This is a genomic window from Cobetia marina (genome assembly GCF_001720485.1).
GTDB lineage: Bacteria > Pseudomonadota > Gammaproteobacteria > Pseudomonadales > Halomonadaceae > Cobetia > Cobetia marina.
The window spans coordinates 2,304,112-2,319,840 of the sequence record NZ_CP017114.1; the positions used below are offsets into that span (position 1 = coordinate 2,304,112).

Below are 15,729 nucleotides of genomic sequence, written 5' to 3' on the forward strand. Positions count from 1 at the left end.
GACCAGCGAGCGCCTACTTATAAGGATATCTTAAAGTAATGCGATTTTTCGCCACGATATTAATCAGTTAGCGGCATTCCATGAACGCATCGATACGAAACCAGAATAATCATACCCAGGGAATGATCCAGATACGTCCTTGCAGCGTTCTTGAAAACACACCCCATACCGCCATGCTACTCAGGTATCAGTGGCGTAGACAGCATCGACGAATTGAACAAGAAATCGAGAAACACAAGAAAATCAAATCAAACGATATATAAACGCATATCATTCATGCGACAGTGCTAGAAAAATGAACCCACACATAATACTGTGTTAATCATTGATAATTAATAGAAAGTCGTAAAAGCACACAAGAAGTGCCATTGAGGACAACAATATGCCAGTCAATGCCAAGGTCGCTCCGCACGGTCAACTCGAAAGTCAGGAAGCTATCCTGCGTGAAGTCGATAACATCACCCTCAATGAAGCCTCGGATGTCAGCCTGGACCTCCATCCACGTGACGTAGAAATGATGACCCGCCAAGGGGACAACCTGCTTGTCACTCTTGAGAACGGGGATCTGGTCACGATCGAGAGTTTCTACGCCGACCCCAGCGAACTTAGTCATCTGTATCTTCAGGGTGATGAATTCGCTGGAGAAATATTCCAGGTCGGCCTTGGCGAGGCCGGTGCCAGTGGCGCAGTCCCCTTCACGAGCACTGCGACATTGACCACGGCAGAGTCTGCCCTCGCCACAGCGGCAGCGGGAGCAAGCTCTGTCGGCGCCGGGGCGGAAGCAGCCACCGGCGCAGGGGCTGGCGCCGGCATCAGTACTGCCGGACTGGTGGCAGGCGGTGTTGCAGTAGCCGCCGGCGTTGGGGTTGCCGCAGCCACTTCTAGCGATAGCGCTTCCTCTGATGCGGACACGACAGCACCCGATGCTCCTCTTCTGAGCGACACCAATGGCATGGTCCTCAGCGGCATCAGCGAGCCCGGTGCCACTATCGAAGTCATCAATGCATCCGGTGAGATCGTGGGCACCGCGACGGCTGATGCCGATGGCAACTTTATCGTTGAGCTGGATCCGCTGCAGAAGCCAGGCACCGAACTGAGCGCCACTGCTACCGATGCCGCTGGCAACGAAAGTGCTGTCTCCGACACCCTGCTGGTGCCGGAAGATGCCGACGTCACCGCACCGAACACGCCGACCATCGCCTCTGCCACCGACGACGTGGAAGCCGTAACCGGCACCCTTGCCGATGGCGACAGCACCAATGATGCGACGCCAACCCTGACCGGCAGCGCCGAAGCCGGCAGCACCGTCACGATCACCCACAACGGTGAAGTGATCGCTACTGTCACGGCAGATACCAATGGCAGCTGGACCTACACCCCGACGACCGCGCTGACCGAGGGCGATCAGACCTTCAGCGTCACCGCCACCGATGCCGCGGGCAACGAAAGTGCGGCGTCTAGCGAGTTCACGCTGACCGTCGATACCACCGCACCGGGTGCACCGACGCTGATCGAGTCCGATGGCACCACTGTCTCCGGCACGGCCGAGGCTGGCAGCGATGTCGTCATCACCAACAGCGATGGTCAGGACGTCGGTAGCGGCATTGCCGAGGATGACGGCTCCTTCAGCATTGTCCTGGATCCGGCACAGGAAGATGGCGAGACGCTGACGGCGACCGCCACTGATGCCGCGGGCAATATCAGCAGTGATTCAGCACCGACCATCGTGGATACCGGTATCGATGCCACCGCGCCGAACACGCCGACCATCGCCTCCGCGATCGACGACGTGCCTGATGGCACCAGCACCCTCGCCGATGGCGACAGCACCAACGACGCCACCCCGACCCTGACCGGCAGCGCCGAAGCCGGCAGCACCGTCACGATTACCCACAACGGTGAGGAAATCGCGACAGTCACCGCCGATGCCAATGGCAGCTGGACCTACACCCCGACGACCGCGCTGACCGAGGGCGATCAGACCTTCAGCGTCACCGCCACCGATGCCGCAGGCAACGTGAGTGCACCGTCTGCCGACTTCACGCTCACCGTCGACACCACCGCGCCGGATGCACCGGTCCTGACTGAAACCGATGGTGAAACCGCCAATGGCAGTACGGTCAATGGCAGCGCCGAAGCCGGCGGGACCGTCGAGATCACCAACGGTGATGGCGATCGCCTGGGCTCTGGCACCGTCGCGGATGACGGCACCTTCAGCATCACGCTGTCTCCGAAGCAGGATGCTGGCACCGAGCTGACGGCTACCGTCACTGATGCTGCAGGCAATGAGAGCCCGGCCTCCGACACCCTGCTGGTGCCGGAAGATGCCGACGTCACCGCACCGAACACGCCGACCATCGCCTCTGCCACCGACGACGTGGAAGCCGTCACAGGCACCCTCGCCTCTGGTGACAGCACCAATGACGCGACCCCGACGCTGACCGGCAGCGCCGAGATCGGTAGCACCATCACCGTCACGCATAATGGCGAAGTGATCGGCACGTCCACCGCCGATAGCAATGGCACCTGGAGCTTCACACCAGGCACCGAATTCGCCGATGGCGAGCACGTCTTCAGCGTCACCGCGACTGATGAAGCCGGCAACGTGAGCGCGCCGTCTGGCGAGTTCACGCTGACGGTTGATACCACTGCGCCGGATGCGCCGATTCTGTCCGAGACCGATGGCGAGACCGCCAACGGCAGCACCGTCAATGGCAGCGCCGAGGCCGGGGGGACCGTCGAGATTACCGATGTCGATGGCGTTGTGCTTGGCACCGGCACCGTTGCCGATGACGGCACCTTCAGCATCACGCTGTCTCCAAAGCAGGAAGCCGGCACTGAGCTGACGGCTACCGTCACCGATGCCGCAGGCAACGAAAGTGCTGTCTCCGACACCCTGGTGGTGCCGGAAGATGCCGACGTCACCGCACCGAATGCGCCGACCATCGCATCTGCCACGGATGATGTGGCGGCCGTAACCGGCACCCTCGCCGATGGCGACAGCACCAACGACGCCACCCCGACCCTGACCAGCAGCGCCGAAGCCGGCAGCACCGTCACGATTACCCACAACGGTGAGGAAATCGCGACAGTCACCGCCGATGCCAATGGCACCTGGAGCTTCACGCCCGAGACCGATTTCGCCGATGGCGAGCACGTCTTCAGCGTCACCGCCACCGATGCTGCGGGCAACGAAAGTGCACCGTCTGCCGACTTCACGCTCACCGTCGACACCGTCGCGCCAGATGCACCAGTGCTGGCCGAGACCGATGGCGAAACCGCCAATGGCAGCACGGTCAACGGCAGCGCTGAAGCCGGCGGGACCGTCGAGATCACCGATGTCGATGGCGTTGTGCTTGGCACCGGCACTGTTGCCGATGACGGCACCTTCAGCATCACGCTGTCTCCGAAGCAGGATGCTGGCACCGAGCTGACGGCTACCGTCACTGATGCTGCAGGCAATGAAAGCGCAGCCTCTGCCGCATTGACCGTGCCGGAAGATGCCGACGTCACCGCGCCGAATGCGCCGACCATCGCATCTGCCACCGATGACGTGGAAGCCGATACCGGCGCCCTCGCCGATGGCGACAGCACCAATGATGCGACCCCGACCCTGACCGGCAGCGCCGAAGCCGGCAGCACCGTGACCCTCACCCACAATGGTGAAGAGATCGGCACCACCACCGCCGACAGTAACGGCACCTGGAGCTTCACGCCCGAGACCGATTTCGCCGATGGCGAGCACGTCTTCAGCGTCACCGCCACCGATGCTGCGGGCAACGAAAGTGCACCGTCTGCCGACTTCACGCTCACCGTCGACACCGTCGCGCCAGATGCACCAGTGCTGGCCGAGACCGATGGCGAAACCGCCAATGGCAGTACGGTCAATGGCAGCGCCGAAGCCGGGGGGACCGTCGAGATCACCGATGTCGATGGCGTTGTGCTTGGCACCGGCACTGTTGCCGATGACGGCACCTTCAGCATCACGCTGTCTCCGAAGCAGGATGCTGGCACCGAGCTGACGGCTACCGTCACTGATGCTGCAGGCAATGAAAGCGCAGCCTCTGCCGCATTGACCGTGCCGGAAGATGCCGACGTCACCGCGCCGAATGCGCCGACCATCGCATCTGCCACCGATGACGTGGAAGCCGATACCGGCGCCCTCGCCGATGGCGACAGCACCAATGATGCGACCCCGACCCTGACCGGCAGCGCCGAAGCCGGCAGCACCGTGACCCTCACCCACAATGGTGAAGAGATCGGCACCACCACCGCCGACAGTAACGGCACGTGGAGCTTCACACCGGCGACAGGCTTCGCCGATGGCGAACACGTCTTCAGTGTTACCGCGACTGATGCCGCCGCCAACGAAAGTGCACCGTCTGCCGACTTCACGCTCACCGTCGACACCACCGCGCCAGATGCACCAGTGCTGGCCGATACCGATGGCGAAACCGCCAATGGCAGTACGGTCAATGGCAGTGCCGAAGCCGGTGGCACCGTCGAGATCACCAACGGTGATGGCGACCTGCTGGGCTCTGGCACCGTCGCGGATGACGGCACCTTCAGCATCACGCTGTCGCCGAAGCAGGATGCTGGCACCGAGCTGACCGCCACTGTCACCGATGCTGCTGGCAATGAAAGTGCTGTCTCCGACACACTGGTGGTGCCGGAAGATGCCGACGTCACCGCCCCGAACACGCCGACCATCGCATCTGCCACCGATGACGTGGAAGCCGTCACAGGCGCCCTCGCCTCGGGCGACAGCACCAATGATGCGACCCCGACCCTGACCGGCAGCGCCGAAGCCGGCAGCACCGTGACCCTCACCCACAATGGTGAAGAGATCGGCACCACCACCGCCGACAGTAACGGCACGTGGAGCTTCACACCGGCGACAGGCTTCGCCGATGGCGAACACGTCTTCAGTGTTACCGCGACTGATGCCGCCGCCAACGAAAGTGCACCGTCTGCCGACTTCACGCTCACCGTCGACACCACCGCGCCGGATGCACCAGTGCTGGCCGAGACCGATGGCACCACCGTCGCGGGCACCGGCGAAGCCGGCACCACGATCGAGATCACCAATACTGCTGGCGACGTCCTGGGCTCTGCTGAGGTCGACACCGATGGCAACTTCTCGGTCGCGCTGTCTCCCGAGCAGGATGCCGGCACCGAACTTAGCGCCACCGTCACCGATGCCGCAGGCAACGAAAGTGCTGTCTCCGACACCCTGGTGGTGCCGGAAGATGCCGACGTCACCGCCCCGAACACGCCGACCATCGCCTCCGCCACTGATGATGTGGCGGCTGTCACAGGCACCCTCGCCAATGGCGACAGCACCAATGATGCGACTCCGACGCTGACCGGCAGCGCCGAAGCCGGCAGTGCTGTCACGATTACCCACAACGGTGAGGAAATCGCGACAGTCACCGCCGATGCCAATGGCACCTGGAGCTTCACACCGGCGACTGGCTTCGCCGGTGGTGATCACGTCTTCAGCGTCACTGCCACCGATGAAGCCGGCAACGAAAGTGCATCGTCTGCCGACTTCACTCTCACCGTCGACACCACCGCGCCCGACGCACCATTTCTGGCCGAGACCGATGGCACCACCGTCACCGGCACCGGTGAAGCCGGTACCACGGTCGAGATCACCAATGCTGCTGGCGACGTCCTGGGCTCTGCTGAGGTCGACACCGATGGCAACTTCTCGGTCGCGCTGTCTCCCGAGCAGGATGCCGGCACCGAGCTGACCGCCACTGTCACCGATGCCGCAGGCAACGAAAGTGCTGTCTCCGACACCCTGGTGGTGCCGGAAGATGCCGACGTTACCGCCCCGAACGCGCCGACCATCGCCTCCGCCACGGATAATGTGGAAGCCGTGACCGGCTCCCTCGCCGATGGCGACAGCACCAATGATGCGACTCCGACGCTGACCGGTAGTGCCGAGATTGGCAGCACCGTCACCCTCACCCACAACGGTGAAGAGATCGGCACCGCTACCGCCGACAGCAACGGCACGTGGAGCTTCACACCGGCGACTGACTTCGCCGATGGCGAACACGTCTTCAGCGTCACCGCCACCGATGCCGCGGGCAACGAAAGTGCACCGTCTGCCGACTTCACGCTCACCGTCGACACCACCGCGCCTGAAGTTCCGAGCCTTGCGCTCACCGCCGACACCAACGTCGCGGACGATGGCATCACCAGCAATGGGGAAGTCACCGTCAGCGATCTGGAAGCCGACGCCAGCTGGGAATACACCACCGACGGCGGCACCACCTGGGTCGATGGCACGGGGGCTACCTTCACTCTCGCCGCAGGCAGCTATGCCGATGGCACGGTGCAGATCCGTCAGACCGATGTCGCCGGCAACGTCAGCGACGCCGTGAACCTGGGCGCCGTCACCGTCGATGCCACCATCGCGGCACCGAGCCTTGCGCTCACCGCCGACACCAACGTCGCGGACGACGGCATCACCAGCAATGGTGAGGTCACCGTCAGTGGTCTCGAGACCGATGCCACCTGGGAAGTCTCCCTCGACGGCGGCACCACTTGGGATGCTCGCACTGGCACCACCTTCACGCTGGACGAAGGCAGCTATGCCGATGGCACGGTGCAGATCCGTCAGACCGATGTCGCGGGCAACGTCAGCGACGCCGTGAACCTGGGCGCCGTGACCGTGGATACCACCGACCCGACGGGCAGCATCGCCTTCGTCGATGGTGACGATGCCCTCCTCAATCTGGCAGACATCAGCGCCGTCGATCTGACTGGCAGCATCGAGGCCGGCCTCGACAGCAGCAATGTCGTGATCACCATCACTGACAGCGCCGATCCGGCCAACGAGATCACCGTCGCCACGACTGACATTACGATCGACGGTGCCGGCAATCTGTCCGTAACCGGTCTGGACCTGAGCACCGAAACTTCCGGGCTCACCGAAGGCGCCCTCACCGTCTCGATGACCGTGACCGATGTAGCGGGCAGTACGTTCGAGACCGACGGCACCACCACCAGTGATCTCACGGCGCCTGAAGTCCCGAGCCTTGCGCTCACCGCCGACACCAACGTCGCGGACGACGGCATCACCAACAATGGCGAGGTCACCGTCAGTGGTCTCGAGACCGATGCCAGCTGGGAAGTCTCCCTCGACGGCGGCACCACCTGGGATGCCCGCACTGGCACCACCTTCACCCTGGACGAAGGTGTCTACGCCGATGGCGTTGTGCAGATCCGTCAGACCGATCTCGCCGGCAACGTCAGCGACGCCGTGAACCTGGGCGCCGTGACCGTGGATACCACCGACCCGACGGGCAGCATCGCCTTCGTCGATGGTGGCAATGGCCTTCTCAATCTGGCAGACATCAGCGCCGTCGATCTGACTGGCAGCATCGAGGCCGGCCTCGACAGCAGCAATGTCGTGATCACCATCACAGACAGCGCCGAGCCGGCCAATGAGTACACCGTCGACGCTGGCAACATCTCGGTCGGCACCGACGGCGCGCTCTCGGTGACTGGCCTGGATCTCTCTGCCCTCACAGCAGGCACCCTCGCCGTCTCGATGACCGTCACCGATGTAGCGGGCAATACGTTCGAGACCGACGGCACCACCACCAGTGATCTCACGGTGCCTGAAATCCCGAACCTTGCGCTCACCGCCGACACCAACGTCGCGGACGACGGCATCACCAGCAATGGTGAGGTCACCGTCAGTGGTCTCGAGACCGATGCCACCTGGGAAGTCTCCCTCGACGGCGGCACCACCTGGGATGCTCGCACTGGCACCACCTTCACCCTGGACGAAGGTATCTACGCCGATGGCGTTGTGCAGATCCGTCAGACCGATGTCGCGGGCAACGTCAGTGACGCCGTGAACCTGGGCGCCGTTACCGTGGATACCACCGACCCGACGGGCAGCATCGCCTTCGTCGATGGTGACGATGCCCTCCTCAATCTGGCAGACATCAGCGCCGTCGATCTGACTGGCAGCATCGAGGCCGGCCTCGACAGCAGCAATGTCGTGATCACCATCACTGACAGCGCCGATCCGGCCAACGAGATCACCGTCGCCACGACTGACATTACGATCGACGGTGCCGGCAATCTGTCCGTAACCGGTCTGGACCTGAGCACCGAAACTTCCGGGCTCACCGAAGGCGCCCTCACCGTCTCGATGACCGTCACCGATGTAGCGGGCAATACGTTCGAGACCGACGGCACCACCACCAGTGATCTCACGACGCCTGAAATCCCGAGCCTTGCGCTCACCGCCGACACCAACGTCGCGGACGACGGCATCACCAGCAATGGTGAGGTCACCGTCAGTGGTCTCGAGACCGATGCCACCTGGGAAGTCTCCCTCGACGGCGGCACCACCTGGAATGCTGGCACTGGCACCACCTTCACGCTGGACGAGGGTGTCTACGCCGATGGCGTTGTGCAGATCCGTCAGACCGATCTCGCGGGCAACGTCAGCGACGCCGTGAACCTGGGCACCGTCACCGTGGATACCACCGACCCGACGGGCAGCATCGCCTTCGTCGATGGTGGCGATGGCCTCCTCAATCTGGCGGACATCAACGCCGTCGATCTGACTGGCAGCATCGAAGCCGGCCTCGACAGCAGCAATGTCGTGATCACCATCACTGACAGCGCCGAACCGGCCAACACGTACACCGTCGATGCAGGCGACATCACCGTCGATGACGAAGGGAATGTCTCGGTGACCGGCCTGGATCTGTCCGCACTCACCGCAGGTGCACTCAGTGTCGCGATGACCGTCACCGATGCGGCGGGCAACACCGCCGAAGCCACCGGTGCGACCACCAGTGATCTGACCGACCCGCTCAACAGTGCCATCGACTTCGTGGATGGCGATGATGGCCAGCTGAACGCCAGTGACACCACTGCCGTCGCCCTCAGCGGCAGCATCGAAGCCGGCCTCGACAGCAGCAATGTCGTGATCACCATCACTGACAGCGCCGAACCGGCCAACACGTTCACCGTCGATGCAGGCGACATCTCCGTCGATGACGAAGGGAATGTCTCGGTGACCGGCCTGGATCTGTCCGCACTCACCGCAGGCGCGCTCAGTGTCGCGATGATCGTCACCGATGCGGCAGGCAACACCGCCGAAGCCACCGGTGCGACCACCAGTGATCTGACCGCTCCGCTCAACAGTGCCATCGACTTCGTGGATGGCGATGATGGCCAGCTGAACGCCAGTGACATCACTGCCGTCGCCCTCAGCGGCAGCATCGAAGCCGGCCTCGACAGCAGCAATGTCGTGATCACCATCACTGACAGCGCCGAACCGGCCAACACGTACACCGTCGATACCGGCAACATCTCCGTCGATGACGAAGGGAATGTCTCGGTGACCGGCCTGGATCTGTCCGCTGCGACATCCGGTCTGGTCGAGGGTGCACTCAGCGTCGCGATGACCGTCACCGATGCGGCGGGCAACATCGCCGAAGCCACCGGTGCGACCACCAGTGATCTGACCGCTCCGCTCAGCAGTGCCATCGACTTCGTGGATGGCGATGATGGCCAGCTGAACGCCAGTGACATCACTGCCGTCGCCCTCAGCGGCAGCATCGAAGCCGGCCTCGACAGCAGCAATGTCGTGATCACCATCACTGACAGCGCCGAACCGGCCAACACGTACACCGTCGATGCAGGCGACATCACCGTCGATGACGAAGGGAATGTCTCGGTGACCGGCCTGGATCTGTCCGCACTCACCGCAGGTGCACTCAGTGTCGCGATGACCGTCACCGATACGGCAGGCAACACCGCCGAAGCCACCGGTGCGACCACCAGTGATCTGACCGACCCGCTCAACAGTGCCATCGACTTCGTGGATGGCGCCGATGGCCAGCTGAACGCCAGTGACATCACCGCCGTCGCCCTCAGCGGCAGCATCGAAGCCGGCCTCGACAGCAGCAATGTCGTGATCACCATCACTGACAGCGCCGAACCGGCCAACACGTTCACCGTCGATGCAGGCGACATCTCCGTCGATGACGAAGGGAATGTCTCGGTGACCGGCCTGGATCTGTCCGCACTCACCGCAGGCGCGCTCAGTGTCGCGATGATCGTCACCGATGCGGCAGGCAACACTGCCGAAGCGATTGGTGCGACCACCAGTGACCTGACCGCTCCGCTCGACAGTGCCATCGACTTCGTGGATGGCGATGATGGCCAGCTGAACGCCAGTGACATCACTGCCGTCGCCCTCAGCGGCAACATCGAAGCCGGCCTCGACAGCAGCAATGTCGTGATCACCATCACTGACAGCGCCGAACCGGCCAACACGTACACCGTCGATGCAGGCAACATCACCGTCGATGACGAAGGGAATGTCTCGGTGACCGGCCTGGATCTGTCCGCTGCGACATCCGGTCTGGTCGAAGGTGCACTCAGCGTCGCGATGACCGTCACCGATGCGGCGGGCAACATCGCCGAAGCCACCGGTGCGACCACCAGTGATCTGACCGCTCCGCTCAGCAGTGCCATCGACTTCGTGGATGGCGATGATGGCCAGCTGAACGCCAGTGACATCACTGCCGTCGCCCTCAGCGGCAGCATCGAAGCCGGCCTCGACAGCAGCAATGTCGTGATCACCATCACTGACAGCGCCGAACCGGCCAACACGTTCACCGTCGATGCAGGCGACATCTCCGTCGATGACGAAGGGAATGTCTCGGTGACCGGCCTGGATCTGTCCGCACTCACCGCAGGCGCGCTCAGTGTCGCGATGATCGTCACCGATGCGGCAGGCAACACCGCCGAAGCCACCGGTGCGACCACCAGTGATCTGACCGCTCCGCTCAACAGTGCCATCGACTTCGTGGATGGCGATGATGGCCAGCTGAACGCCAGTGACATCACTGCCGTCGCCCTCAGCGGCAGCATCGAAGCCGGCCTCGACAGCAGCAATGTCGTGATCACCATCACTGACAGCGCCGAACCGGCCAACACGTACACCGTCGATACCGGCAACATCTCCGTCGATGACGAAGGGAATGTCTCGGTGACCGGCCTGGATCTGTCCGCACTCACCGCAGGCGCGCTCAGTGTCGCGATGATCGTCACCGATACGGCAGGCAACACCGCCGAAGCCACCGGTGCGACCACCAGTGATCTGACCGACCCGCTCAACAGTGCCATCGACTTCGTGGATGGCGCCGATGGCCAGCTGAACGCCAGTGACATCACCGCCGTCGCCCTCAGCGGCAGCATCGAAGCCGGCCTCGACAGCAGCAATGTCGTGATCACCATCACTGACAGCGCCGAACCGGCCAACACGTTCACCGTCGATGCAGGCGACATCTCCGTCGATGACGAAGGGAATGTCTCGGTGACCGGCCTGGATCTGTCCGCTGCGACATCCGGTCTGGTCGAGGGTGCACTCAGCGTCGCGATGATCGTCACCGATGCGGCGGGCAACACCGCCGAAGCCACCGGTGCGACCACCAGTGATCTGACCGCTCCGCTCAGCAGTGCCATCGACTTCGTGGATGGCGATGATGGCCAGCTGAACGCCAGTGACATCACTGCCGTCGCCCTCAGCGGCAGCATCGAAGCCGGCCTCGACAGCAGCAATGTCGTGATCACCATCACTGACAGCGCCGAACCGGCCAACACGTACACCGTCGATACCGGCAACATCTCCGTCGATGACGAAGGGAATGTCTCGGTGACCGGCCTGGATCTGTCCGCTGCGACATCCGGCCTGGTCGAGGGTGCACTCAACGTCGCGATGACCGTCACCGATGCGGCAGGCAACACCGCCGAAGCGATTGGTGCGACCACCAGTGATCTGACCGCTCCGCTCAGCAGTGCCATCGACTTCGTGGATGGCGATGATGGCCAGCTGAACGCCAGTGACATCACTGCCGTCGCCCTCAGCGGCAGCATCGAAGCCGGCCTCGACAGCAGCAATGTCGTGATCACCATCACTGACAGCGCCGAACCGGCCAACACGTACACCGTCGATACCGGCAACATCTCCGTCGATGACGAAGGGAATGTCTCGGTGACCGGCCTGGATCTGTCCGCTGCGACATCCGGCCTGGTCGAGGGTGCACTCAGCGTCGCGATGACCGTCACCGATGCGGCGGGCAACACCGCCGAAGCCACCGGTGCGACCACCAGTGATCTGACCGCTCCGAATATCACCGATAACACTATCGAAGTCGTAAATGCCGTAGATGGTGCGGTAAGCGCAGCTGGTTCAACTGGCCTTGAGCTCGCGGGAACCGTAGAGGAAGGCTTGGATGTCGATAACATTGATATCGTCATTACTGACAGCGCAGACAATTCCATCACGATCAGCGATGATGACATCGTCATCGATGGCACTGACTTGACGGTAGAAAGTCAGGATATTTCCGAGCTGGCTGATGGTGATATCGATGTCACAGTGACGGTGACTGATGATGCGGGTAACTCCATTGATATCTCTGCAGAAATAACCAAGCTAGCCTCTGACTTCCTCGACTTTGATGAGGATACTCGCCTGACAGTATCAGAAGCAGGTATTGCAGCGGCGACAACAGAAGCTACTGACAGCCTGGTATTCACTGATACCAGTAGCACGGCAGTCCTGGCACTCAGTTCCTCTACGGTGCTCGCCAGCAACGGTGAAACCTTGAGCTGGGTCGTCAGCGAAGATGGCCAGATACTTGAAGCACAGACCTCTGAGGGAACGACTGTATTCCAAGTGACTGTCGTCGAGGATGGTTCTGATATCACCTACAGCTCTGTGCTGCTCGGTAATCTCGATCAGGATGACGCTGATTCAAGCACTGTCGATGTACTGGTAACTCTCACTGATGGAGATGCTACTACCAGCAGTACATTGGAAATCGATATTGAAGACGACACGCCTGAGCTTGCAACAATAACTGAAGTCGTGGCCCTGAGTTCAGGGACTGATTACACCGGAAGTATCTTTGATGGCGATGATAACTTTGGCTTCGGCGCGGACTCCGCCAATGGCCAGGTACAGTCATTCACTCTGCAAGGCCTGACGTTCACTGTTTCGGAGGATGGTACCTATGCGGATGTCACGGGAACAAGTGACGTCTTCGATCTGAGTGCTGGCGATACCGTCAATATTGTCGATGGCACTCTGGCGGTAGAAACCAATGTCGGCGAGTCCTTCAGCATTGACATCAGCTCCGGTGACTATACCTATAGCCATGATGGTCAATTCAGTGCAGCTGCTGAAGCCAATACACGCCCGCAAGCCAACGTGACTGAAAGCGATGGTGTGCTGGGCCTTGTCGGCGTCAATGTTCTGGATATCGTGACCTTGAGCGCCGACCAGCTTTATAGTGTTTATGATGCTGAAGAGAATGTGTCTTCGGTTACACTTAGCACTAGTGGGCTTCTGAGCAGCTTGACAAGTGCTATAACAAGCGCAACTGGCTTGACAATAATCGACAGCTTACTCACAACATTGTTAGGTTATAGTAACTGGAGTCATAGCTCAGGAATAGCGTCTGAACTTGGATTAACTGTTACTCCAGACACTAGTGATAGCTCGGAGAAAAGTATCACCATCACCAAAACTGATGGCAGCGATATAACCAACATTGAAATCAATGAGCTATTGGCTAGTGTTGAGTTCACGGTTACTTCACCAGGGATACTGACTGGAATTCTAGCTTCACTTGACTTGGACTCCCTTGCCGACTCAATCGTGGAAAATACCACCATTTATGCTACAGACTCACTCGATGCAAGCTCGTCTGACACTGATGCTTCACTAGCTAATGTAAACCTTCTGACGAGTGACTATGTTGTTCCTGTAGATGAAGGGACTACTGGGAACGACTCTGTCAACGCTTCACAGGCAGGCTCCAATCTCTACGGCTATGCCGGCAATGACTCTCTCATTGGCGGTAGTGAGGGCAATATCCTTCGCGGTGGGAGTGGTGATGATGTCCTTGATGGTGCGGCTGGCAGCGACTTGCTGATCGGCGGTTCAGGGGATGACAGCCTGGATGGTGGGGCAGGTGTCGATGTCATCCGATGGGAAGCCGGTGATGAAGGTACAGTCGCTGACCCAGCAACGGATACCGTTCTGGATTTCAACAATGACAGTGAGGCCGATGCCACAGCTGGCGATACCCTTGATCTGACTGATCTGTTGGATGGTGCCTACTATGTGAGCAGCACCAGCAACAATCTGGCGAACTACGTCACCTTCGAATATGTCGCGGCGGGCGTTAATACTGCGGCCTACACCGCCATCTATATCAGTACTACGGGTGATCTCAATCTGGCTGCTGATGGATACAATGCCAATCAGATCATCAAGCTTGAAGGTGTGGACATCACATCCTCCGAAACATTGTCCGATAGTGACATCATTGATGCGCTGATCACTGATGATCAACTGCTGATTGGTACTGAGGTCAATGAAACGGATGTCAGCGTCACGGTCGTGGATGGTGATGGTGATACGGCAACTGGGGATATCACCTTCATTGGCGAGGAAAGCCTTGATAGCATCGAGAACACAGCGCCCGAAGTTACTGGCGACAGTACTAAGCTATTGGGCCTGGTTGGCCTGGATGCATTGGGAGTGATCGACTTCTCCGAAAACGAGGTATTCATCACTGATAATGAAAGTAATCTGACATCGGTCGTTGTTTCTGTAGCATCGTTGGTTGATATAAATCCTGCTGATATCCTGTTTGATAGCGCAGATATCTCTATCGATGAGGACTTGGCAACGGAACTTGGTCTGAGTGTCGTCACTAGCGGTGATGACTCTGGCCTCGAAAATGTACTGGTATCAGGTGCAACCCTGACCATCACTGCCAGTGATGATGGTGTCATGGACAACCTAGCGGTCAATGAACTTCTTTCTACGTTGACCTTGAATGATGGGGTTGTATTGAATGCAAGCTTGCTGAATGCAATCAGTGTCACGGCGACCGATATCTATGATGCCAGTACAACGTTGAGACTTGATTCGCTTGCTGATGTGAGTGTGCTTGATGGTAATGACTACCTGTTCTCCGGCGATGGCGATGACAATCTCATTGACGAAAGTGGACTGGATGTTGATGTACAACTCTATGGCTATGCAGGCGCAGATGCTCTCACCGGCGGAAGCGGCAATGATCTAATTCGTGGTGGTGATGGCATCGATGTCGTCAATGGAGGCGATGGCAATGACATCCTATTTGGTGGTAATGGAGATGACACACTAATCGGCGGAGCTGGCAGCAATATCTTCGATGGCGGTGATGGCGATGACACCCTCGTGACCTCCACCCTCACCTTTGAAGTCGATGGCGGCGTAGGCACCGATACACTGAGCTTCGACAATACTGGGGAAAGCATTGATCTTACGTCGCTGCTGGATGCGGATGCTTCCGTGAATACTGCCGTCAATATCGAGGTGTTGGATATCTCCGCCAGCAGCGATTCGGCCACCACGCTGACATTGGATGAAGATACGGTATTGAACCTCACGGATGACGATAACGAGCTGTATATCGATGGTGATGAGGGCGATAGCGTGGAAGCGGCTGGGGCAACATCTTCCGCGACAACGACCGACCTCAACGGCACCACCTATGATACTTATCAACTGGGTGACGCAACGCTCTATATCGACCAGGACGTTACCGTGAATACCAATAACGGCTAGTCCCGGGATGCGCCTCTCAGGAGGCGCCTTCCCGATGAACAAGTACA

Annotated in this window: 1 protein-coding gene; it reads left to right on the forward strand. The window is 60.2% G+C overall.

The genetic code is table 11. The features are described from left to right. Nucleotides 1-382 precede the first annotated feature (382 nt). Nucleotides 383-15,682: an Ig-like domain-containing protein gene (locus tag BFX80_RS09780; protein ID WP_157109468.1), complete on the forward strand. Its 15,300-nt coding sequence runs from the start codon at nucleotides 383-385 to the stop codon at nucleotides 15,680-15,682. The last annotated feature ends 47 nt before the right edge of the window (nucleotides 15,683-15,729 follow it).

Excerpts from the sequence above, each read along its gene's own strand:
- BFX80_RS09780 (WP_157109468.1), top strand. The coding sequence starts at position 383 with ATGCCAGTCAATGCCAAGGTCGCTCCGCACGGTCAACTCGAAAGTCAG.